We start from the raw sequence: 23,068 nt of genomic DNA on the forward strand, positions 1-23,068 counted from the left end.
CCTATAACTTTGGGGGCTTTTTTTCTACCCTAAACTTCTCAAACACGCTCTTACTTTCAAAGAGTATGAAGGATTTAATGACTTTAATATTTAACAGAAAAACAATTTCAGCACAGTTACTGGCAGACATAGTTTCTGTGTCAAAAGCCACATTATTGAATTGGGAAAGAACTGGAAAACTAACTTCAGTTCAGAATCCAATTACCAATGCAAAAGAATATGAAATTTCTCAACTAATTCATTTTGAAGAGGTGAGAAACATGATCGGAACAAATTGGAATCAAGAGTTCAACGTACAAGCTCTAAGAAATTATTCATCGATTGAACTTTTTGCAGGTGCAGGCGGACTTGCCCTTGGTTTGGAAAAAGCTGGATTTAGTGCAGTTGCCTTAAATGAAGTTGATAAAGATGCCTGTGATACGCTCCGATCTAATCGACCCTACTGGAATGTCATTCAAAATGATGTAAAAAATGTGGACTTTACTAGGTTCGCTGATATCGATCTTATTGCTGGTGGCTTTCCCTGTCAGGCATTTTCTTATGCAGGGGAAAAGCTAGGATTTGAAGATACTAGAGGAACATTATTTTTTGAATTTTCTAGAGCAATAAAAGAAGTAATGCCCAAAGTCTTTTTAGGTGAGAATGTAAGAGGTTTATTAAATCACGATAATGGAAAAACTTTATCCGTTATTACGTCAGTTATATCTGATTTAGGGTATACACTAATTGAACCACGGGTATTAAAGGCTCTTTTTTATCGCGTTCCTCAAAAAAGAGAACGTTTATTTCTTGTTGGGATTAGAAATGACTTAGTTAAGTTTGCAAAATTTAAGTGGCCATCACCATATCACAGAATACTTGTTTTAAAGGATGCTTTGAAAGCTGGTGAGCTATATGATACTGATGTACCAAAATCAGAAGGTCAATCTTATCCAAAAAGGAAGAAAGAGATTCTATCTTATGTCCCTCAAGGTGGGTACTGGAGGGACTTACCCAACGATCTCCAAAGAGAATACATGCAAGGTAGCTACTTTTTGGGAGGTGGTAAAACAGGGATGGCTCGTAGGCTTTCGTGGGATGAGCCAAGTTTGACGCTCACTTGTTCTCCTGCTCAAAAGCAAACAGAAAGATGCCACCCAGAAGAAACAAGACCGTTAACAATTAGAGAATATGCAAGGGTACAAACATTCCCTGACGAATGGCAATTTCTAGGTTCCATAAGTAGCCAATATAAGCAAATTGGTAATGCGGTTCCTGTAAATCTAGCTCACGCGGTTGGAAGAAGTGTCGTTACACTGTTAAACAGTATTGAGGAGAAAGTCGATCAAACTGGAGATTCTTTAATATCCTCTAATGAGCTATCTCAACCAAAACAATTGAGTTTATTAAACATATAACATGAAGTCATTTTAGGGTGTATCAATGGAGAGTAATGTACCAATTTATTCCTCAATAGAAAATTTATCATTGGAACCAGTACAAAGTGAGTCAAGTAAAATTTGCCAGTTCTAGTAATCATTGAAGGAAATAAAATAATGAGTTTTGTTTTAGAGCACGAGGTACTTCCGTTAAGCGAAGATGAATCAGGAGCAGTTCGGATTGGCAAGTCAAGAGTTCTACTTGAGATTGTAATTCGAGCTTTTCAGGACGGAGCTTCTCCAGAGGCAATTACACAAAAGTACTCAACACTTTCACTGTCTGACGTTTATACTGTAATCGGTTACTACCTTCGACACCAAGATCGAATAGAAGCTTACCTCGATCGCCGCGAGCAACAGGCAGAGTCTGTTCGTCAACGATTATCAAACATTCAACCTGATATGAGTTTGATTAGATCGAGACTTGTAGCTCAGCAAAAAAACTGATTCTTGTTATGTTGCGATTTCTGAGTGATGAAAATTTGAATGGTGATATCGTTCGAGGACTATTATTGCGCCAACCAGATCTTGACCTATTGCGGGTTCAGGATGTTGGTTTGCAGGAGTTAGACGATCCAGCAATTCTAGACTGGGCAGCAAACAACGAACGTATTGTTTTAACCCATGACCGTGCAACAATGCCCGATTTTGCCTACGCACGCTTGTTGAAAGGACAGCAAATGTCGGGGTTATTTGTGATCAACGATCGGATATTGGTCAGACAAGCGATAGAAGAGTTGATTTTACTCATTACCTGTAGCGAACAAAAAGAGTGGAAGAATATCGTTTTATATTTGCCATTGTGAAAAAACAGCCCATATCATGATTCTTAGACGACAAACATTTCACCCATTAAAGTTCTTGACAAGGCTTTTACATTTCCCCATCCAAGCATTGGATCTTTAATCCAACGTATGGGAATGACAACAAAACCAGATTTTCCTTGTGCTACCTTTTTTCAGTTGATTCTTGCTGCCTCAATCCCCCTTGAATCCTTATTCCCCGTAGATTGAGCAATTACCTTATTTTTAATTTGCAGTAATCAGACCATCCTGTACGCGAATGATACGTTTGGTTTGGGCGGCGATATCGGGTTCGTGGGTGACGATTACGATGGTGATGCCGCGATCGTTCAGTTCGGTGAGTAATTTCATTACCTCTTGAGAAGTGTGAGTGTCTAGAGCTCCCGTTGGCTCATCGGCGAGAACCAGTGCAGGTCGATTGACCAAAGCCCGCGCGATCGCTACCCGCTGCTGCTGACCACCCGAAAGTTGACTGGGACGATTGCTCATGCGATCGCTTAAGCCCACCATCGCCAAGGCTTCGGCGGCTTGTTTGCGGCGTTGCGCTTTGGGCACGCTGGCATAGATCATCGGTAGCATCACGTTCTCTAGGGCTGTGGAACGCGCCAAAAGGTTAAATTGCTGAAACACAAACCCAATGCGGCGATTGCGAATATAGGCGAGTTCGTCGTCGTCCATGCTAGTGAGGTTTCTATCTTCTAAAAGGTAGCGACCTGTAGAGGGACGATCTAGACAGCCGATGATATTCATCAGGGTAGATTTACCCGAGCCTGACATGCCCATAATCGCTACATATTCACCTTCAGCAATGGATAGATCGATCCGCTTTAAAACTGGAACATCGACTTCTCCAAGGTGATAGGTTTTGGTAATTCTTTCCATCTCAATCACGATCTTTTCTCCGCTATTAATATTTCTGTATGTGCTAGGCAGAACTAAAACTACATCTCATCCACCATTTTATAGCTATTGCCAGAGTGTTTAGGATTGAAATCCGATCGCAGGGGGGAAGCGCCCAATCGAGGTTGTCCTCATCTAGCTCCGTGAAAGAGGTTAAAAGGAAGAGCAGATTTCCTGATATTCATGACAATCACAATATCCCAAACAAAGAGACGAGTGAAGCTTTAAAGCGTTCTAGGCAATCCGAGCAATTATTTGAGCCGATAATAGCTAACTCTCGCCGAGCTTACTTCAGAATCAGGAAATGGGTTTGCTTTCGATTAATTAGGAATTCTCTCGAAAGAACTCACAATGCTTTGAAAATAATCAGAATTGAGTTCTAGAGGATAGGGGACGACTCCATTCTTGCCGAACCAGCGCTCATACTGACCGATCGCTTTTGGATCGCCATCGACAATGCCCTCAATCAAGCTAAAAATACTGTAATTTACCAGCGATCGCCAATCAGATTCATCCTTAGGAACCATACAAGCGTATGCACCGTTCAAAACTGGTTGATCGGGAACTATCGAGAAATTACTATCTTTTAATGTACTGTTCTTCAAACCTAGTAGTAGAATGCCGTCGCTTGCAAAAGCATCAATCTTACCTTCCTGCAATTGCTTAACACCATCTGCACGGTTTTTTAGCAGCACAACTTGAACGGCAGGTTTCAGATCGTCTACATCTCCTTGGTTACTCGTCCCCTCAATCACCCCAACTTTTTTACCAGTTAGGTCGGATACCAATTTTATTGAACTATTCCCTTTGACTAGAAACTGTGTTCCAGTAAAGAAGAAAGGAACCGAAAAATCAACATATTTTTGTCGATTCCAAGTAAATGTGGTCGAACCACATTCGATATCCACCTTGCGATCTTGTACCATCTGAATCCGATCGCTGCTTGAAACCTCAACCAGTTGCAGCCTCACAGGTCGCTTTAGATCTTTTTCTAATTTTGCTCGAATTCGCTCTAGTAGATCGATAGAATAGCCAACCCACTGTTCCTTTTCATTGACATAGCCGAAAGGCACAGTATCTTTTCGCGCACCTGCGGTTAAAACCCCAGTCTTGGCAACCTTTTCTAAAATTGTGCCAGCCAAACTTGCTTTTGGAATACCAACCAATAAAGCGCTAACTAAGCCAACAATTGCAACTGTCTTACGCATATTATTAAGGTTACGAAGGTTTCTATACTTGACGCCTCCAACATACTTTAGCTATAGTGAAGAGGTCAAGATATAAAAAATGATCGCAAATTAAGTAATTCTAAAGAGGGGGGAATGTGAATTTAACGCATGTTAGCGGTGGTGTAGCTAGTTTATTGCTGCTGATGTCATCATTGACATCTCTCCCAGCAGTAGCTGCTTCGAAACCTCAAGAAGAAGCGTCAGGTACTCGTAGCATTCGCGATCGCATTGCAGCAGTTCAATCCACTTTGATGCAGAATCACGATCGAGCTTCGACATTTCAGGTAGACCGATCTTCTATTAATTCAAAAACCTTGCTTGCAGCATGGGGCGATCGCTGGATCAAAACTAGGCATGGCAACATATGGCAGAAGATCTGGGTCAAGCGATAAGAGTAATCGTTAGCAAGTGAGTGTTGCGAATTATCTGCCCGTTGTCCCAAAGTAAATCTTTTGGTTAGTTATGCAGCAGGCAAGCTTAAAATCACCCTTAGAGGCTACAAACCTTGGGCAGATAAATTTAGTTGTGATTCAAGCAACTCCTTTTTGCAATATTGACTGTGATTATTGCTATTTGCCCGATCGCTCTTCTAAGCAAACTTTGTCGATAGATTTGCTAGAGCCTATTTTCAGAAACCTTTTCAGTAGCCCACTTTTAGGTGATGAGCTTACCGTTTGTTGGCACGCGGGTGAACCCTTGTCGGTTCCAATTTCTTTTTATGAATCTACGTTTGAAAAGCTTAGCAAGGTAGATACAGAGTTTAATTTAGAAAACTGTATCGTCAATCATTCTATTCAAACCAATGCTACACTCCTAAATCAGCGTTGGTGCGATCTGATTAGCGAGTACAAAATTCAAGTTGGGGTAAGCCTAGATGGGCCAGCCTTGATTCATGATAGTCATCGCAAGACAAGATCTGGACTGGGAACTCATGCCAGTGTGATGCGCGGAGTTCAATTGTTGCAAAAGAACAATATTGACTTCCATGCGATCGCAGTGATTACCCAAGACTCATTAGATTATCCTGATGAAATTTTCCAGTTTTTCTGGGAGAATGGAATTAAGGAGGTTGGAGTTAATGCTGAGGAAATCGAAGGAATTAATCGATCGTCTTCACTCGAAAAATCTGGGACGATTCAACGTTATGCTGCTTTTATGCACCGCCTTTGGGAATTGACGAAAGCGACAAAGGGTGAATTTAAACTGAGAGAGTTTGAGCGTATCTGCCCATTAATCTACACAGGAGAAATACTCGACTCAACTGAGTTAACCCTCCCTTTCTCAATTATTACGATTGATGTGAATGGAAACTTCTCAACTTACTCTCCTGAACTATTGACAATGCCAAGTGCTGAATATGGGGGGTTTTTACTGGGAAATGTTTTACGAGATACCTTTGATTCCGTTATTGCAACAGAGCATTTCCAGCGAATTCATCAAGATATTCAGACGGGTGTTGAGAACTGTCGCTCCACATGCGAATATTTCTCTCTATGTGGCGGTGGCTCACCCAGTAATAAGTATTCTGAAACGGGTTCCTTTAAATCTATGGAAACCATGCACTGTAGGTATACGATCAAAACCCTGACTGATATTATTTTGAATGATGTAGAAGCACAGATAAGAAATATTAGCACTGCGCGCTAATCGCTGCGCAAAGCGTTGATGGGGTCTAACTGAGCGGCATTACGAGCGGGAACGACGCCTGCGATTAGACCTACTAACATCGACAGACCAAAGGCAACCACGACGGATAATCCTGAGACAATGAAGGGAAAGCTGAAGATCGTCGCCGCGCCAAAGGCGATCGCAATGCCAAACACAATTCCAATTGTGCCACCAAAGCAAGAGACAATCACCGCCTCGGTGAGAAACTGGTTGAGAATTGCGCGTTTGGTTGCGCCCACGGCTTTGCGAATGCCGATCTCTCGCGTGCGTTCTACGACGGAAACCAGCATGATATTGGCAATGCCAATGCCGCCAACCAGTAGGGATATACCCGCGATCGCACCGATCATGATTGTAAACAAGCCCACGATACTGGTAAAAGTATTGAGAATATCGGCTTGGTTGGTAATCCGAAAATCATCGAGTTGGGGTGGACGAATATTGTGGCGCAGGCGCAGCAAGTTCGTCACCTGAAATTGCGCTTCATCCAAGCGCTCTTCATCAGCGGACTTTAGCCAAACGCCACTGATCGAAATTCCTGAGAGCGAATTATTGCCAACAATGCGGGCTGACATATTTTTGAGTGGAATGTAGACGCGATCGTCCTGATCTTGCCCTCCCGTGTTTCCCTTAGGCTCCATTACCCCAATTACGCGATAGCGATTGCCTTGGATGCGAATGTCTTCGCCAACAGATCTACCTCCATTGCCAAATAAGTCATCTCGCACTTTCGAGCCTAAAACCACAACTGCCGCTGCCGTATCAAGTTCCTCTTGATTAAAAAATCTTCCTTCCTGTGGGCTGATATTGCGAATTGTCGAGAGATTTAAGTCTGTACCCAACGTTGTCGTTGAGGTATTTTGTCCGCCATAAACGATCTGGGTCTGACGCTGCAAAAAAGCCGTGGTTCCTTCTACGGCGGGAACTTGTTTGGCGATCGCTTTGGCATCTTCCCACGTTAGCGTTGAGGCAGAACCACCACCCGAACTAATGCCGCCTGTTCTCGAAGCCCCTGATGTCACCAAGAGCAAATTAGAACCTAAAGCCTGAATCTGCTGCTCTGTAGACTTTTGCACGCCCTGCCCCACAGAGGTAATCGAGATCACAGAAGCAATGCCTATAATCACACCTAACATGGTTAGTGCCGTGCGCAGTCGATTGCTCCAAAGAGATTCGATCGCCATCGCTAGGACTTCGCTGAGGGAGACAGAGATTTTACGCGATCGCGGCAGGTCGGGAAAGCGATCGGGCATCTTTGATGATTTCGGTTTTAACTGCTTGAGCATGGGGAATTACTGATAAAGTTGCTTTCTGATTTCGATCACTTTTTGGATATCTGCCTTAAACCCCTCCTCATCTCCACTATTTTTTTTAGCTTGGCTGCGCAAGCCATAGGCTTCGATATTTTGAGGATCGATCGCGAGGATCCGTTCGGCATCTTTGATCGCCTTGTCATTGTCTTTTGTGGTGATATAGGTGCGCCCTCGTTGCAAATAAACTGTTGGATCTTTGGGATAGAGCGCGATCGCTTGGCTAAAATCGTCAAGAGCAGGTTGAAATTGTTTGAGTTGACGGTAGGCTTCACCGCGATCGAGATAGGCTTTGCGATCGGTAGGATCCCCTTTAATCAAAGCATTCGCAGTCTCTATTTTAGAGAGCAGGAAAGATTTTTGGGTAGGTTCGTCCGTACCCTGTTGTTTGGAAAGTAACACGGCAGTTTTGGTATCTTGTTGCGCTCCTGCACTGTCCCCGAGCATTTGGCGCAGGGAACCTCGCATATCGTAGGCATCGATATTATTAGGGTCGATACGTAGTAGATCGTCGATCGCTTTGAGCGCCTCAGGAAACTTTTGCTGCCCGTAAAACAACTGAATTCGTCCCTCATAGGCAAGTAGGTTTTTAGGATTTAAACGAATGGCTTCGTCAAAGTCCTTTAGTGCATTTCGATCGTCTTTGAGGGATATCCAAGCACTTCCCCGCAGCACGTATCCATCACCATCTTGAGGATTGAGTTCGATCGCTTTTGTATAGTCAGCAATCGCACTCTTGTAGTCTTGAATGAATAACTTGGCATTGCCGCGATCGATATAGGCTTTACGATCTTTGGGATTGGTGGCAAGGATCTGATTTGCCAAACTCAACTTCTGCTCGTATATCTTTTTTTGATAACGATTCGCTTGTTGCTTCGCCTTTTTAAATTCCCCAAGTTCGGCATAGGGGATTAAAGCATTCCCAAACTTCGCGATCGCGGCGATCGGCATTCCCAGCAAGCAGATTAAATAAACGATGCCCAAACCAAATCTGGTAAATCGCCGCGATCGGACATTTTGAACGCGTTGCAGACTACCTTTCGCGAGATTGTAGCGCTTGTAAAAGGGAAGGTCGCTAAATTTCAGCGATCGCATGGCGTCATAAATCTGGGCGAGCAGCTCCTGTTGAGTGGGATTCTGAGCTTTATTTCGGGTTTTGCTTTGGGTGGACAAATCGCTTTCTTTTTGCGATTGCTCTTGTTTGCGAATACTCGCTACGAGTCTGGCACTGCGCCAACTATTGGGAATCGAAAGCGCAACCACAACGCCAATTGCCCCAATTAGAGAACCTCCCGTTCGATCCATGACTGCAATGAACAGGAAAAGTGCCACTGCCAGTACTTTAAAAATGACATCAGTAAATGGATAACGTGAGAACATCAATAAATCGACAATTCTGCCACCATCGAGGGGATAAATCGGCAGTAAATTGGCAAAATTGAGCCCGATCGCCATCCACATCGCTTCTGTCAGCCACTGAGGATAGATCGCACCTTGAGATAGACCAAATGCCAGACCTAAGCCAATTAACAATCCTGGTAGGGGCCCCGCCAATAAAACAATAAACTGTTCCGTTACGGAAGCATCATGTTTGCGCCCTGTCGCCGCCGCCCCAAACAGTGGAATAAAAAATACGGATGTATTCGTATAGCCGCATAGTCGCATCGCTAGCCAATGTCCAGCCTCGTGAAAAAACAATACAGCGACTAACACGAGAAGTCTGCTAGCATTTGGGAACCATGGTAAAAACGAAATCAGGGATAGAACTAAACTGCCGACAAATATCCAAATACCGAAACCGCGTTTTATACTTCCCTGTTCGACCTGCTGCATGCGATCGAAGCCCTCGATTTCTAGCTCAATTGGAACCTTAACCCGCAAGCTAGGATTCTCTTTAGCCAACTCTGCGCGTTTCTTAAGCATGGCTGCGGCTTTACCATTGCCGTTTCGGAGCTTAATCGCATGATGCCATGCAAACTTCCAGTTTAATTGAAACCTAGGCTGAGATGATGCTTGAGTCTTCTTTTTGTCGGGAACTAGCGAAATTTGTTGCCGTTCTAAGAGGCGATCGATATAACGCTTCCCTCTAATTCCTAAATCTTCGACATACTCAGCGATCGCCAGTGTCCTTGATGGTTTACCAATCTCTCTTACCTTGTCACAATGACTTTGCCATTGATACTCCATCGATACTGCATAGGGATCCCAAACCGTCGTGTCGGGAATATCGCCGATGAGTCCATAAGCTTTCCCATTCATGGTCAATAGGGTTGTCCCGTCATCAAAGCGGTTATAAAGCTCCACATCAAACAGGTTCGCAGGATCAGCAAGGTGGCGAAAGTAAACTTCAGCATAGGTGTGATACTCAGGATGACAAAGCAGTACGCCATAGGTAGGATTTGGGCTGAGTGGAATACTAGGGCTTAACTTTAGATAGGTTAAAAACTCAAAGCCCATCGCTTCTAATTCTGCAATCTGAATCTGAAACACTTCGATAAAGGTAGGTGGAACTTCTTCGGCTTGAATCTGTTCGTAGGATGAATATTGAAGTACTATCTTTAAGAGCCTTTGATAGACAATCAGATAGTTACTCCCAATCAGGAGGGCGTAAACAGCCAGACCATAGAGAATCCAAGAGTTCATAGAAGGTGATCGCAGTTATTTAGAGAAATAATTAGAATAGCGAATCGATTGAGTAGATGCCACAATTCGTAATTCTAGGAGATTTACAGAATCATGTCATTTACTATACATTCACTCTTCGTACTTAGCTAACCCTTAGCGACCTCGCGATGGCTGCATTCCCGGTACACCAAGGGGAATATTGGTTTGGGGACGCATTCCTTCAGGAAACGAGATTAGAATGTTTTCATTACCCGTTAGACCTGATTTGACTTCGGTTTTATCGTTTGCCGTCAGCCCTGTGACAATGGGTGTAAACATGGGTGCTCCACTCTCGCTCTTAACATAAACCCCTGTCACTGATACCCCTTTATCTGCTTGCCGAACGATCGCGACCGTAGGCACAACCAGCGCATTGTCCAGTTTCCCCACCTTAAATTCCATATTCACATTCATGCCCGAACGCAGTTGCTGTTTGTTATCCGAAACAATGGCAGCTTTTACTTCAAAACTGGTGACATTTTGGGTCACGGTTGATTGGGGTGAGATCTGCGTTACTTTTCCCTTGAATGTTTGTCCGGGGTAAGCATCTGCTTGAATCGTCACCTCTTGCCCTATCTTGATCAGAGCAATGTTCGTTTCCGCCACATTCGCTACGACTTGATTATTACTCGCTAGTGACAAAATCGAAGAAGAGGTTGCTGAAGAAACCGAGCTACCTGATGTTGCAGGGGAAACAAATGCTCCCGGATCGGCATATTTACGCGCCACAACGCCATTAAAGGGAGCGCGAATGATTGTATCCTCGATCTGTGCTTCGATGGTCTGTAGCGATCCTTGGGCGGCGATCGCCTGTGCCTCTGCCTGAGTAATATCCTCAGGACGCGAACCCACCTGTTGTAGCGATAGAGCCTGTTGGGCTTGCGCTAACTTGGCTCGATTGGCATCGCGGGTGGCGCGAGAGTTCTCAAAGTCTCTCTGCGAAATCGCCCCACTGTTATAGAGTGCTTGGTTTTGTTGAAAAGTGAGTTCGGCTTGACGCAAATCGGCTTGCGCTAAGGTCACGCTTGCCTGAGCTTGGGCAATGTCTTGTTCGCGATTACCCGCACGCAATTTTTGGGCAGTGGCTTCGGCGGCAGTGAGTTGTCCTTGGGCTTGGAGCAATTGGCCTTGCAGATTGGAATCATCCATATAGGCTAGGATTTGCCCCTGCGTTACGCGATCGCCTTCCTTGACCAGCAGACTCTTGAGGCGACCTGAGTTTTTGGGACTGACGTTGATCGACATTTCGGGTTGAACTGTGCCATTGGCTGGAACTGCGATCGGAAGGCTAACCCGCTCTACCGCAACAGTTCGGGCTTTGCGCCGACCCTCGCGGCTAGGTGGCGAAATATAGGTTTGAAACACATAAAACCCACCTGCTCCGATCGCACCTAAAACAAGCAATGCAATCAGTGTCCGCTGAATCGGAAATCTCCGCTTTGGCTTGGCTGGGGTGGCATCAAGATCGCGATCGTTAGGATCTCGATCTAGTGCAGTTTTGCTTTCTTGCTCTTGTGGTGGATTTAGATCTTGTTCAATCATCGAGCCTGCCTGTGTTTACTGTCATACAAGGGATTTTAGATGATTGCCAAAAATTTGACATCAAACAAATGCCACAAATGATACATGACTTTCGTCATATGTTTCCTGAAGAAAATATGTCCAGCGACTGTTGGCGATCGCACGGGCGATCGAATGAAGTTGGCTTCGGCTCAGTTCGACAGCGCTCACTGACCTCTGCTCGGCCAGCGTTAGAAGTTTAAGTAAAAGCTAGATCGTGCCAGTTTGGAAAATCTGGATTGCAGTGAGGTTTAGTTCGGGAAAGGTTTGGGAGATCAAGCGATCGCTATGGCTGTTATGCATTACTAGGGACAAAGAAGATGCTTTCTAAGATTTCTATATTATCTTTTGCCTAAATCAATCTAGCAATTAACAGTTTAAAAGTCTTGATCTCGTAGGGCTGAAAGTTTGCTGTGAAGCGATTCCCTTCGGGATGCGTTCCGCCGCCCGATTTTTCAACCTCGCAAATCGAGTTTTCCATCAGATCGCATTCTTGAATAGATGTGATTTGCAAGTTTGGTATTAAGAAAATATCTGTACTCACAGCCTGACCATAGGACTCATAAAAACGCAGAATCCAACCCGAACGATCTTCAGATTGCTTCATTGCTGAGAGAATGACATTAGCCGCAGAAGTACGCAGGAAACTGAAGTTCTCTTGGCTTAATGCCGAAGTCAACAGGCAAGGATGGTTTAACCCATAGCCCTGTTGCACGATTCCCGCCTCGCGCCAATTGCCTTGATGCGGAACTAAGCGATAGATAAACTCATGCTGACCGCGATCGCTCTGCGGCGAAGGGAAATTAGGGCTTCTCAGCAGCGTTAGTCTGAGTTGGTCTGGTTTGGCATCATAGCCATATTTGCAATCATTCAATACACTCAAGCCAATGCCCTCGCTACTCATATCTGCCCAGAACTGTGCTGACACTTCAAATTTTGCTTTGGCTGCGGCAGTTTCGCCCAAGGTGCTGCGCTCGATCGCACCCATAGGAATTTCATAGGTAGCAAAGGGCGATCGCCAACTGACGGGAAAAGCCACTTTTACGAGGGTATGCTCTTCTTGCCAATCCACCCAATTTTTCACGGTAAGGTAAGCATCATAGGCATTTAGTTGGATATCTTGCTGGAATTGCGAATTCCCAAATCGTCTTACAATTCTTAAGGTGACTCGAATTTCACCTCGCTCGTGGATAGAGATTCCTTCGACCCGAAGTCCAGACAATTGTTTGCTTTCGTACTCAGGATCGATATTCCAAGCATCCCAATATTGTCCGCGATCGCTAAAAAATTGCAGTTCGCAGGGTTGACGCAATAGGGAATGCTGGTAACGCTTATCAAAGATTTGCGAAATCTCACCAGACTCAGTATCTACAGTAACTTTGAGATATTGATTCTCTAAATAGATGGCAGTGCTATCTTCTGAAATATTTAATGACGGAACTGAGACTGACGCTGGTGTTTGGATTTGTAACAGCCGAAATCCATAGGTTCCCATACTGGGAATATCCGTAGCCCTAAACAGGATGCCATGTTCTGTTTGCTGCGTGGGAATCAACTCCGATGGGTTGTTTGGTTCGATAAAGTAAGAATTCTCAATGGGATTTCGATCGCTAGAGAATTCCTTGGGAATTTCAACAGGAATTTCAACTAGTTCGGAGCGCGACCAGTTTAGCAAATTCCATACTTGGTATGTCGTTTCTGGTTCGGATAAAGGCGGAGATGCGGCGGTACGCATTCTGCAAGAAATCGCTTCTGCAATCAATCCATTACAAATATCTCGAACTTCTGCCCAAGTGCGATCGGCATCTTCAAATACTTCAGGGATCGATGTGCCTGGTAAGATGTCATGAAACTGATTGAGCAACAAGCCCTGCCATGCCAGATCGAGTTGAGCTTTGGGATAATTTGCCGCTTTGACGATCGCTGCGATCGCGCAGAGTTTTTCGGCATTCCCCAGTAAGATTTCAGTTTGTCGGTGCTGTCGCTTTTGATCGGCTTTGGTTGTATAGGTGCCGCGATGGAACTCTAGATATAATTCATCATTCCAAGTAGGAATATTCGCATTGGATGCTTCAATCGATGCCTTAAGCGAGAGAATGAAGTTCTCGGCTGTGCCAGATTCCACCGTAAAAAAGAGATCGGATTTTGACCACTCCCGCCCAAGATCGAGCATATCCGCCGTGGGACCACCCCCGTGATCGCCAACACCATAGAGCCAGAGTCCGTCTTGGATGCTATGCTTTTGTTCTTGCCCAGAGAGGAACTTTGCGATCGCCACAGGTTCGATACCCAGACCGATCTCATTACTAAAATAGGTGAAAATTTTACTGCCATCCAAACCCTGCCACCAAAAGATTTGTTCAGGAAATTTGTTCGTGTCATTCCACATCAGCTTTTGCGTAACAAAGGCAGAAAACCCACTTTTTACAAGGATTTGCGGTAATTGCCAGTTAAACCCAAAGGTGTCGGGTAGCCAAGCAATTTCGATCTCGGTTTGGAACTTCTCTAAGAAATAATTCTTGCCATAGAGAATCTGACGGATCAGCGATTCACCGTTGGGCAAATTGCAATCTGGTTCCACCCACATGCCGCCCGTGAGTTCCCATTGCCGTTTTTGCACTGCCGTCTGAATTTGAGCAAATAATTCAGGTTGTTCCCGTTCCATCCAAGCATAGGATAGGGCTGTACTTTGATTGAAAATTAACTCTGGATATTGTTTTTGTAAATTCAAAACCGAAGCAAAAGTACGCTTCACGACGTCTTTGGTTTCTGCGATCGCCCATAGCCAAGCCACGTCAATATGGGCATTCCCCAGTAAATAAACCTTCCTCTGCTTGAGAAATTTGCCGATCGGTAAGAGCGAATCTCTGATTTTTGCCAGTTTGGTGAGGCTGCGCTCGCTAACCTCATCAGCTAGTAAAGTTTCCAATTGCGCGATCGCCTCTGTCAAATCCCTCTCCAATTCCGACTGCGTATGGAGAATGGGCAAATAGGCTTGAATCACTGCCAACTCATCGGCTAATTTACTAGGATCGCAAGGTTTGTGGGGGTATTCAATCAGGACTTCGGATTTTTGTAACGCGCCGCGATCGTGCTTGGGGCTATTCAACTCGATCTCAAGCAAAAATTCTTGCCCGACTTCCAGATTCTCACCCAGTAGCAGCCGACTTTTCTGATCGAATAAATCTCCCTCCAGTACTTTGCGACCATTCACCCATACCGCAGCAAAATCTGCCCACCAGATCGAACTCAATCTGGCAGTGGCTCCCTGTAGCGAAAGAGGTTCTCTGTGAGGAACAGTCCAAGTTTGCCGAAGATGAATGCCCGTTTCATTTTGTACGAAACTCAACATATCCTGTCCTCGGCTAGACTGCGCGATCGCGACAGGTTGCCATTCCGTAGATGCATCTAGATCGGCTTGTCGATACCAACCTGATAAGAGATTCAGACTTGTAAGCTGCCGCAGCTTACAAATAATCTGTTCTAATCTTTGAAGTTCCTGCACAATTCACTCATCCTATAGCTCAAATCTAGATCGCCTAGAGCGTGTTTGAGAAGTTTTTACCCCCCTTAATCCCCCCTTGCAAAGGGGGGAAACTTAAATCCTCTCCCTATCCTGCGGGAAGTCGCTTCGCGGCTAGTGCAAGGGGGAGCTAGAGGGGGTAAAAGCAGAAATTTATACGAGATACTAGACTTCTCAAACGCTTTCTTACAGGACATGTCAATATCCAACGAACTTGGCGATCGCTAGGTAATTCTATAATTAATCTTTGGGAAATAGTTGAAAAGTCTGCACGCAAACAAATATCCGATCCTCTTTTATCCCTTGGATAGAGAGAGGATCGGATGCCGTGTGTTAGCAGCTATAGGAATTACTGCAAAGTACGCTTAGTACTTCGATGCCATATTACTTACCTACCAAATTGCGGAGGAGCGATCGCTGGTTGTCCGATAGGTTATGCAACGCTCTTTTGGCATCATCTTCTTGTAGCAGCTTTAAAAGTTCCTCAATTTCATCTGCCACGGTATCGGGCTTTGCATTGGCTTTTGTAGAGTCTTCCACGATCCGATAGTCCCCATCAACTTCAGGATGACGGCAGACACCCCCCGTACAATCTAGGCCCAGTTGATGCCAGTAGAGTGTAGGCACAATTCTGCCATGCTGCCCAACATGTTCGTGTTTGATAATCTCTGATTGCAAGAAATTTTGCGTGGAGGGATAAAACTTCAACGTCCGAGCATGGGGTACGGTGAAGCCACCAAAAGCTTTACGATATTCCTCAGAACCAAGAATTTCACTGATGACCACGTCATAGCCCCGCTTTGTCAGGATGTCTGTAAAGACCTTAATCTCTGCATGATCGAGCACGGCTCTACCTAAAAAATGCTTAAAGCAAAGCTCAATAAACTTGAGGTTAGAACAGTTGAAATAGAAGTTATCTTGATAGACCTGAGAGCACGCCAGTGCATGTAAAAAATGTCTCACGCCTAACTTGCCGCTCAGAAACTCTTTCTCAGACTTAGCCAGCAACTTGCGCTCAAAGTTATAGGGTTGTCTTTCTAGCACTTGGGCATAGATTTGCTTTAGAGCCACTTGGCGCTCTTCTGGGCTGGATGAGCGACTGAGAGTAATGGGGCGATCGGCATTCATGGTTACACTTCTCCTGTACTAAGTAGCGAAAATATGGAAATAAATGGGAATGCGATTGATTTTGGTTGATGCTCGACGATAGAAATCAGTCATTTCTGGATTCAGTCATTTCTGGATAATGACATTACGGTCATATCGATATAGGGCTTGATCAGAATGGCGCACTCATTCGGCAGTTGTGTATTAATTACTTCTTGCATTTTGCGGTATGCCATCGAGCATTCCGTAGAAACCTGATAGGCACAGAGCACAGTTGACAGCCAGTCCCCCATTTGATCGCGAAAAAATTGTTCGTCATCGCGCAAAATTGCTAAAGCAATATATCGCAACACGTTTGACATATCGTATTTACAGCGATCGGCAAGCTTTGCGATCATGTTTGGATAGTTTAATGACATCAACTGGATCGATCGCTGCACAATGTCTTCACTGCGATCGCGCAAGAGATTATAGGTCTTAGCTCGATGGGCAAAGTCACTTGCATATCTCTCTAGCACGCCAAGATCGCTATCTTTGAGATACACTCGCTCAACTTCACGAGATCTATCTTCTAATACACGGTTAATCGTTAGCATAGATTTAGCCCTTATCTGAAATAGTTTGCGTTTATCACTTTTTTGGAGGAAATGACTAAATCGCAATAGGCATATTTTGAATTTAGATCTAAAAACGCAGTAAGGACTCTATGAGATAGCTTCCAAAATTCACGTAAAGACTTTAGACGTGAATATAAAGTTATGCTTACTTAAAACTATGAATTTCTGACGTTTTAAATTTTGTTAGCTGAATAATTAATCGCGCAAATAACTTAGTGTAAACCTGAGTAAATTGCTGCAATTAGTTGCTAAAACTAAATCGATATGACCATTGCAAGACATTTATAGATTCCCCACCCCCCCTAACCAAAAAACAACCTAGCTTTCAACTTAGGTTATTTTATTAAATCCTTAAACTGAACTTGATTGACACTTTAACAGGCTCCATATGCTTTAATCACACATAGACAACTAGAAATAACCTGTTAATTAAATTTAGTCAGAAATTAGATTTGATTTAACTAGAAACTATGTTTGAGATAGCCCCCTAATTTAAGTATGTATCTTTAGGAGTTTAACTAAAAAACAGTAGACACTCAGTTTTAAAGTTTCTAATAACTCATAAAAGATTTTATAAACAATTCATCTAATTACTGTCAAATCTTTATTCCAAGCCATTTCATAAGTTCAGAATAGATTATTAAGGATTTTTTTAGAGCGGAATTTAAACAAAGTTAATATTTGGAACTAAGTCCATCTATTCATGCCACAACGTTATATTTTGTCATGATAAATTTCTGACTTAGTAACTTTGTAAAGTCTGTACAGGCTTTCAAAAAATCCGAAGTGGTATGCCAGTGGGGATGCAAACGGCATGAAACGTAAAATGCAGATGTAAGTGCAGATGTGTAAAAATTAGTTCATAGAAAGTAATATTCGTCCTACTTACACTTACTCACTTACCTAAACTAGTTACTGATAGAGGCATTCATGCGTCCGGCACTACAAATTGACAATCTGCGAAAGACCTATGGTAGTACCGTTGCTGTAGACGGAGTTTCTCTGACCATTGCTCAAGGGCAAATCTATGGACTCCTTGGCCCTAATGGAGCTGGCAAAACCACCGTCCTGCGTTGCATCTGTACGCTTACCCGACCCGATGCAGGCGTTGTTACCGTTGCAGGCGTCACCGAGCCAAGGGCAATTCGACAAAGGTTGGGCTATGTGGCTCAAGAAGTTGCCCTAGATAAAGTCCTTACAGGTCGAGAACTCTTAAATTTACAGGCAGCACTTTATCATTTACCCAAAGCCCAGATTAAGGAACGGATTGACGCCGTTTTGGATTTACTGCAAATTACCGAGTATGCCGATAAGCTCACGGGTACTTACTCAGGTGGACTCAAAAAACGCCTAGATTTGGCATCTGGGCTATTACATCAGCCGCAAGTATTGGTTTTAGACGAACCGACTGTAGGACTCGATATTCAAACCCGCATCGCCATTTGGGAATTTTTACGCAAACTGCGGGCTTCTGGCGTCACGGTTTTATTAACCAGCCATTATCTCGAAGAAATTGATGCCCTTGCCGATCGCGTGGGAATCCTCGATCGGGGCAAAGTGATTGCGGAGGGCACGCCTGAGGAGTTGAAGTCTAAAGTTGGCGGCGATCGCTTGACCGTAAGAATTCGGGAGTTTGCCGATCGCCAAGAGGCGGAACAGGCCTTAACATGGATTCGCGATTTACCGTTTGTGCGCAGTAGCCTGATTAATGCTGCCCAGGGCAATGCGATCAATTTGGTGATTACCCCCGATGTGAATGCGGTGAGCAAAATTCAGGATATTCTCAGCCACGCTGGGGTGAATATTTTCAGCCTGTCGCAATCGCGCCCTAGCCTCGATGATGTCTTTTTGGCTGCCACGGGTCAGACCATTCTCGATGCTGAAATCGCTCAAGCCGAAGCGATCGCACCAGGCAAAAAACGTCGCTAGGAAAAACACTGCTAGGAATGAGAATTTATGCCCGTTAATAATTCCGATCGCGCCCCAGATGTCACGATCGTTTGGCATCGTCGCGATCTGCGTATTGATGATAATCCCGCCCTTGAGGCTGTCTCACAGATCGCGGATGGATGTGTTGTGGGTGCGTTCATCTTCGATCCTGCCATTCTTAAAAGTGATATGGTGGGCGGCGGTATGGTGGACTTTATGTTGGGTTGCCTGCAAGAACTCGAGCAGAGCTATGCGGCGATCGGTAGTAAGCTCCTCTTTCTCTATGGCGAACCCGTAGAAAGGCTCTTGCACCTCTCCCAAGCTTTGGGCGCAAACCGAGTTTTTTTTAATCAGGATGTGGAACCCTTGGCGATCGCGCGGGACAATGCTGTCAAAGCAGCCCTACAAGCCAATGGTATCGAGGTCAGAGGATTCATTGATATTGGGTTACATGCTCCCGATGCGATCGCGACGCAAGCGCACGAGCCTTACAAGGTTTACACACCCTTTTGGCGCAATTGGATCGACAAACCCAAACCTGCCCCCTGCGATCGACCTCAGAAATTATTGGGCTTACCGAACTATGACAAGGTTGCAGCGATTTCCCTACCAAGTCTGAAAGATTTGGAATTTAGCCACGCTCAAGCGATCGCAAAATCGGGTGAGGCAGAAGCGTTACGATTATTGGAAGCCTTTTGCGATTCCAATGGCATTTTACGCTACAAGGAGGGAAGAGACTTTCCTGCTGAGCCTGGAACTTCTATGTTGAGTCCGCACTTGCGATTTGGTACGGTTGGAATTCGGCGCGTCTGGGCTGCTACTGTGACAGCAAGCGATCGCGTGCGGAGTAATGAAGAACAGATTGGCATTCAAACTTGGCGACAGGAATTGGCTTGGCGCGAATTTTATCAACACGTTCTCTTTTACTTTCCGCAACTCGCAGATACTGCCTATCGCCCTAAGATGCAGCGATTTGAGTGGGATGAGAATCCCACATATTTTGAAGCTTGGTGCGAAGGACGAACGGGTTATCCGATGGTCGATGCAGCGATGCGACAGTTAAACCAAACGGGTTGGATGCATAACCGCTGTCGTATGATTGTCGCCAGTTTTCTCACCAAAGATCTGCTGATTAACTGGCAGCAGGGAGAACGCTATTTCATGCAGAAGCTGATTGATGGCGATCTTGCCGCAAATAATGGGGGCTGGCAATGGAGTGCCTCTAGCGGTATGGATCCCAAGCCCATGCGAATCTTTAGCCCGATCGCCCAAGCTCGTAAATACGATCCTGAAGGAGAATACATCCTCCAATGGTTGCCTGAGTTGCGCGGACTCACCCAAGCCGAGTTACTCAGTGGCAATATTCCTCCCCACCAGTGCAAAAAACGTAACTATCCCACTCCCATTGTCGATCACAATATTCAACAAAAGAAGTTTAAGGAACGTTATCAGGAATGCACCTAGTCAAATATTTCTTGTTAGGCTGTTTCACTCTCCTCAAGAATTTTAGAAGTTGCTTCAAAAATAATATCAAAACGGAACTCATTCAATAATTCCAGTAACATATTTGCTAGAAATTGTTGCTGTGAGGGAATCTTGTCAATCAGTTGTAGGATTTGACTGGCATCAACCCTGATGGTCGCTGTGTATAGCTGTGCAATCCAGTCATTGGGCATCACCAAAAGATCGGAGCGTGTCAAAAGTAGGGACGATCGCTTCAGTTGAGAGAGCTTGGCATCGAGCGTTTCTATCTTTGGCTCCTTTGCATATATATCTTCCTCTATGGAGGTTTCACAGGCAACAACACCTTGAATGCAAAAGCAGAAGGTGGTTCCTACATTCACTGTGCTTGTGAGCGTAATATCTCCCCCCAGCAGGCGTACCAATTGACGACTGATTGCTAAGCCCAAGCCCGTTCCTTCTTTAGATCTATGCCCTGATGCCGATTGCACAAAGGGCTCAAAGAGCTTTGGCATCTCTTCTAAAGCAATACCTTCCCCTGTATCTTCAATCTCAAACCGAACCAAAAGCGATGAGAGCGCGGGCTGATTTAAGAGTTCTATCTTACCTTCTGGGCTTGGGGCATCTACCTTAGCCTTTTCAGGGGCATCCCCCTGAAGACTTTTTGTTTTAGGAACTTCTTCAGAAATTTCTTCAGGGGACACCAAACTAACTCGTAGGGTTACACTTCCAGTCTGGGTAAATTTAATCGCATTGCTGAGTAAATTAATCAAAACCTGCCGTAATTTCCCTTCATCTGTATAGATGCACTGTGGTACATCTGGATTTAGTTCAAAAATCAGGTCTAGACCTTTTGATGAGGCTTTGAGCATCAACATCTCTCGAAGTGTATGCAGCAATTTAAATAGATCTAATACGCGTTTATGTAATGGAACCTTTCCTGACTCAAGCTTTGACATTTCTAAAATGTCATTGATCAAAGTTAAAAGATGCTCGCCACTCTGGCTGATAATGGATAGACTTTCTTGATGATCTTCCCCAATAGATTCGTCATAGGCCATCAATTGGGCAAATCCCATAATTGCATTTAAAGGTGTGCGGAGTTCGTGGCTCATACTTGCGAGAAACTCTCCTCTTTGGCGACTGGCACGTTCGGCTTCTTCTTTAGCACGGTGCAGATCTAGTTCGGATTGTTTGCGATCGCTAATGTCTCGTGCCACCCAAATCACAGTGTCTTCTGAAAGGGGGGAAACATTTGCCGAAAACCAGACTTCCTGCCCATCGATCGCCACGCTATATTCAAGATTTTGGGTTTGTTGGCTTGCCAAAACCTGATGAATACAGGAAATTTGGCGATCGCCGAGCTGTAATGAGAGGGTTTCATAGACCTCTACAATTTTTTCTGGGGGAGGGTTAAGTAATAAATGGGGGGTTGTAGGTGCGACTTTAATACATTGACCTCGGCGATCGTAGACCACGATGACATCAGTCATTGCGGCAAACAGTCCACTCAGCTCGGCGCTGGTTTGTTTTAACTCTGCGGTGCGTTCTTCTACTTGTAACTCTGATTGTCTTGCTTGCTCTTGTAGCTGCTCTACAGAGTCAACAACTTGTTTGTATAGCTCATACTCGATCGTATCCCCATGCTCAGTTGCCGTGACTAGCATGATTTCTAGATCGTTTTTGTCTCTCCATAACATGTCTAAAATTGACTGAAGCTTTGCTTGGGCAAGCTGACGCTCGTTGATCTCAGCTTGTAACTGCCGATTGAGCTGATCTAATTCAGCCTCAACAAAATCTCCATGCTCTGTGGTAGTGAGTAATGCAAGTTCTAGATCGCGATTTTCATGCTGCAACCTACTCACCTCTTGGCGCAGACTTTCCAGCTCTGCGTTGAGTTGCTTGCGATCGTCGTCCCCTGTTTGATTTTCTCTGGACACAGTAGTTAAGTCAGACAGTGCTGATACATAGCATAACCCTTACTCGAACATGCAATGTCCAAATGTTGTAAGGCTATCAGATTTGTGAGGGTAAGCTCAATATAAAATTTTCATGATTTGGTAACAATCTCAAACGAACTAAAACCTCACCAACCAAAACTTCCCTGTTCGCCTTTAAAAGGACCTACGATATCTGGGGTAATCCACCCACCGTAAAAACCACCTGGCTGAGGCTGTACGATTTCACCGTCAACATAGCAAACGTCCATGCTACCTGCATAAAAAGCGACGTGATCCTTGATTGATAAAAAGCTGAGGGTCGGATCGGGATAATACCAAGCCACATTTTTAGCAATGCGATTGCCAACCGTAACCGTGTAATATCCTGCCACACCTTTCCACTCGCAAAAGCTAGACTGGGGCTCAGGTGTAAGATATTCCATTTGAATGTCTTGGGGTGGAATATAGTAAACAGGCGGGTGACTTGTCTCTAAGACACGTTTGGCATGACAGGTGTCCGCGATCGTAACTTGGTTAAAAATAATTTGGATGTGTTTGCTTGTGGGTTCGAGATGTGGGGGGCGAGGATAGTCCCACACAGATTCTTGTCCTGTTTGTGGAGCAATGGGTTGAGGGCGGTTAAATAGGGACATGATTTGTGACTATTTGCTAAGAGACAATTTAGGAGTTAGGGCATCTCTAAAACTATTCTGCGGAAATTTTGGGATGAACTGCTAGGTCTGGTATATTACTTCACCACTCTCTAGCATAAGACGAATACCAATTGAATGGGTAAGGTAACAGATCTTCGCAGATGGGCGGCGTCATGACGTTGTTCCCTGCACTGGAGTTTCTACTGGTTACTGTAGTCCCTCAAAATGGTATGAGCATAGGACTAGCTTGTGGATTTTGGTTTGAAGGCTCTGAAGTAAAAAGTTC

The 23,068-nt window shown here is 44.6% G+C and carries 18 protein-coding genes; 8 read left to right on the forward strand and 10 right to left on the reverse strand.

The window, feature by feature from the left end:
- The first annotated feature begins 77 nt into the window (after positions 1-77).
- The 3 genes from dcm to V2H45_RS05395 all read left to right on the forward strand — a co-directional run bounded on the left by dcm (position 78) and on the right by V2H45_RS05395 (position 2,224).
- Complete coding sequence (gene dcm / locus V2H45_RS05385; RefSeq protein ID WP_408648734.1) at positions 78-1,397, forward strand: DNA (cytosine-5-)-methyltransferase; 1,320 nt, start codon at positions 78-80, stop codon at positions 1,395-1,397.
- A gap of 138 nt (positions 1,398-1,535) precedes the next feature.
- Positions 1,536-1,865, forward strand: coding sequence for a DUF433 domain-containing protein (locus V2H45_RS05390; protein WP_330482598.1), 330 nt, complete (start codon positions 1,536-1,538; stop codon positions 1,863-1,865).
- Positions 1,866-1,873: 8 nt separating this feature from the next.
- Positions 1,874-2,224 carry a DUF5615 family PIN-like protein gene (locus V2H45_RS05395; RefSeq protein ID WP_330482599.1) on the forward strand — a complete coding sequence of 117 codons (351 nt, stop codon included), beginning with the start codon at positions 1,874-1,876 and terminating at the stop codon, positions 2,222-2,224.
- Positions 2,225-2,446: 222 nt separating this feature from the next.
- Here V2H45_RS05395 and V2H45_RS05400 read toward each other — a convergent pair whose 3' ends face one another.
- Together V2H45_RS05400 and V2H45_RS05405 are read right to left on the reverse strand one after the other, a co-directional pair.
- Complete coding sequence (locus V2H45_RS05400) at positions 2,447-3,112, reverse strand: ABC transporter ATP-binding protein (RefSeq protein WP_330482600.1); 666 nt, start codon at positions 3,110-3,112, stop codon at positions 2,447-2,449.
- Positions 3,113-3,441: 329 nt separating this feature from the next.
- Positions 3,442-4,329 carry an amino acid ABC transporter substrate-binding protein gene (locus V2H45_RS05405; RefSeq protein ID WP_330482601.1) on the reverse strand — a complete coding sequence of 296 codons (888 nt, stop codon included), beginning with the start codon at positions 4,327-4,329 and terminating at the stop codon, positions 3,442-3,444.
- Positions 4,330-4,445: 116 nt separating this feature from the next.
- On the opposite strand from V2H45_RS05405, the gene V2H45_RS05410 reads away from it, so the two are divergent.
- Entirely contained in the window at positions 4,446-4,742 is a 297-nt protein-coding gene (locus tag V2H45_RS05410) for a hypothetical protein (protein WP_330482602.1), read from the forward strand.
- Positions 4,743-4,812: 70 nt separating this feature from the next.
- Positions 4,813-5,997 carry a cyclophane-forming radical SAM/SPASM peptide maturase GrrM/OscB gene (gene grrM / locus V2H45_RS05415; protein WP_330482603.1) on the forward strand — a complete coding sequence of 395 codons (1,185 nt, stop codon included), beginning with the start codon at positions 4,813-4,815 and terminating at the stop codon, positions 5,995-5,997.
- Here grrM and V2H45_RS05420 read toward each other — a convergent pair.
- From V2H45_RS05420 to V2H45_RS05430, 3 genes are all read right to left on the reverse strand, one after another.
- Positions 5,994-7,271 (reverse strand): ABC transporter permease, encoded by a 1,278-nt coding sequence (locus V2H45_RS05420; RefSeq protein ID WP_408648735.1) that lies wholly within the window; start codon positions 7,269-7,271, stop codon positions 5,994-5,996. The genes grrM and V2H45_RS05420 overlap by 4 nt on opposite strands.
- A 39-nt stretch (positions 7,272-7,310) precedes the next feature.
- A complete protein-coding gene (locus V2H45_RS05425) occupies positions 7,311-9,971 on the reverse strand; it encodes a tetratricopeptide repeat protein (protein ID WP_330482605.1) in 2,661 nt (886 codons plus the stop codon).
- Positions 9,972-10,106: 135 nt separating this feature from the next.
- Positions 10,107-11,534 carry an efflux RND transporter periplasmic adaptor subunit gene (locus tag V2H45_RS05430; protein WP_330482606.1) on the reverse strand — a complete coding sequence of 476 codons (1,428 nt, stop codon included), beginning with the start codon at positions 11,532-11,534 and terminating at the stop codon, positions 10,107-10,109.
- Positions 11,535-11,602: 68 nt separating this feature from the next.
- Here V2H45_RS05430 and V2H45_RS05435 point away from each other — a divergent pair, with 68 nt between their 5' ends.
- Positions 11,603-11,755 carry a hypothetical protein gene (locus V2H45_RS05435; RefSeq protein WP_330482607.1) on the forward strand — a complete coding sequence of 51 codons (153 nt, stop codon included), beginning with the start codon at positions 11,603-11,605 and terminating at the stop codon, positions 11,753-11,755.
- A 149-nt stretch (positions 11,756-11,904) separates the two neighbouring features.
- On the opposite strand, the gene V2H45_RS05440 is transcribed toward V2H45_RS05435, so the two are convergent.
- The 3 genes from V2H45_RS05440 to V2H45_RS05450 form a co-directional block, all read right to left on the reverse strand.
- Positions 11,905-15,057, reverse strand: coding sequence for an alpha-mannosidase (locus tag V2H45_RS05440; RefSeq protein WP_330482608.1), 3,153 nt, complete (start codon positions 15,055-15,057; stop codon positions 11,905-11,907).
- Positions 15,058-15,459: 402 nt separating this feature from the next.
- Entirely contained in the window at positions 15,460-16,203 is a 744-nt protein-coding gene (locus V2H45_RS05445) for a phycobilisome rod-core linker polypeptide (protein WP_330482609.1), read from the reverse strand.
- Between the two features lie 101 nt (positions 16,204-16,304).
- A complete protein-coding gene (locus V2H45_RS05450) occupies positions 16,305-16,778 on the reverse strand; it encodes a globin family protein (RefSeq protein WP_330482610.1) in 474 nt (157 codons plus the stop codon).
- A gap of 951 nt (positions 16,779-17,729) precedes the next feature.
- Between V2H45_RS05450 and V2H45_RS05455 the strand changes: the two genes are divergently transcribed.
- On the forward strand, positions 17,730-18,728 hold the full coding sequence (locus V2H45_RS05455) for an ABC transporter ATP-binding protein (RefSeq protein WP_330482611.1): 999 nt from the start codon (positions 17,730-17,732) through the stop codon (positions 18,726-18,728).
- Positions 18,729-18,755: 27 nt separating this feature from the next.
- Positions 18,756-20,192: a cryptochrome/photolyase family protein gene (locus tag V2H45_RS05460; protein ID WP_330482612.1), complete on the forward strand. Its 1,437-nt coding sequence runs from the start codon at positions 18,756-18,758 to the stop codon at positions 20,190-20,192.
- A gap of 14 nt (positions 20,193-20,206) precedes the next feature.
- Here V2H45_RS05460 and V2H45_RS05465 read toward each other — a convergent pair whose 3' ends face one another.
- Together V2H45_RS05465 and V2H45_RS05470 are read right to left on the reverse strand one after the other, a co-directional pair.
- The gene (locus V2H45_RS05465) at positions 20,207-22,129 is read right to left on the reverse strand and encodes an ATP-binding protein (RefSeq protein ID WP_330482613.1); all 1,923 of its coding nucleotides are present in this window, start codon (positions 22,127-22,129) and stop codon (positions 20,207-20,209) included.
- A 146-nt stretch (positions 22,130-22,275) separates the two neighbouring features.
- A complete protein-coding gene (locus tag V2H45_RS05470) occupies positions 22,276-22,782 on the reverse strand; it encodes a DUF427 domain-containing protein (protein WP_330482614.1) in 507 nt (168 codons plus the stop codon).
- Positions 22,783-23,068 lie beyond the last annotated feature (286 nt).

It is taken from the genome of Tumidithrix elongata BACA0141 (genome assembly GCF_036349135.1).
Taxonomy (GTDB): Bacteria; Cyanobacteriota; Cyanobacteriia; order Pseudanabaenales; family Pseudanabaenaceae; genus Tumidithrix; species Tumidithrix elongata.

Coding starts and splice junctions, on each gene's coding strand:
- V2H45_RS05460 (WP_330482612.1), top strand. CDS start 18,756: ATGCCCGTTAATAATTCCGATCGCGCCCCAGATGTCACGATCGTTTGG.
- V2H45_RS05435 (WP_330482607.1), top strand. CDS start 11,603: ATGCCACAAATGATACATGACTTTCGTCATATGTTTCCTGAAGAAAAT.
- V2H45_RS05425 (WP_330482605.1), bottom strand. CDS start 9,971: ATGAACTCTTGGATTCTCTATGGTCTGGCTGTTTACGCCCTCCTGATT.
- grrM (WP_330482603.1), top strand. CDS start 4,813: ATGCAGCAGGCAAGCTTAAAATCACCCTTAGAGGCTACAAACCTTGGG.
- V2H45_RS05470 (WP_330482614.1), bottom strand. CDS start 22,782: ATGTCCCTATTTAACCGCCCTCAACCCATTGCTCCACAAACAGGACAA.
- V2H45_RS05455 (WP_330482611.1), top strand. CDS start 17,730: ATGCGTCCGGCACTACAAATTGACAATCTGCGAAAGACCTATGGTAGT.
- V2H45_RS05445 (WP_330482609.1), bottom strand. CDS start 16,203: ATGAATGCCGATCGCCCCATTACTCTCAGTCGCTCATCCAGCCCAGAA.
- V2H45_RS05395 (WP_330482599.1), top strand. CDS start 1,874: ATGTTGCGATTTCTGAGTGATGAAAATTTGAATGGTGATATCGTTCGA.
- V2H45_RS05390 (WP_330482598.1), top strand. CDS start 1,536: ATGAGTTTTGTTTTAGAGCACGAGGTACTTCCGTTAAGCGAAGATGAA.
- V2H45_RS05405 (WP_330482601.1), bottom strand. CDS start 4,329: ATGCGTAAGACAGTTGCAATTGTTGGCTTAGTTAGCGCTTTATTGGTT.
- dcm (WP_408648734.1), top strand. CDS start 78: ATGACTTTAATATTTAACAGAAAAACAATTTCAGCACAGTTACTGGCA.
- V2H45_RS05430 (WP_330482606.1), bottom strand. CDS start 11,534: ATGATTGAACAAGATCTAAATCCACCACAAGAGCAAGAAAGCAAAACT.
- V2H45_RS05450 (WP_330482610.1), bottom strand. CDS start 16,778: ATGCTAACGATTAACCGTGTATTAGAAGATAGATCTCGTGAAGTTGAG.
- V2H45_RS05420 (WP_408648735.1), bottom strand. CDS start 7,271: ATGCCCGATCGCTTTCCCGACCTGCCGCGATCGCGTAAAATCTCTGTC.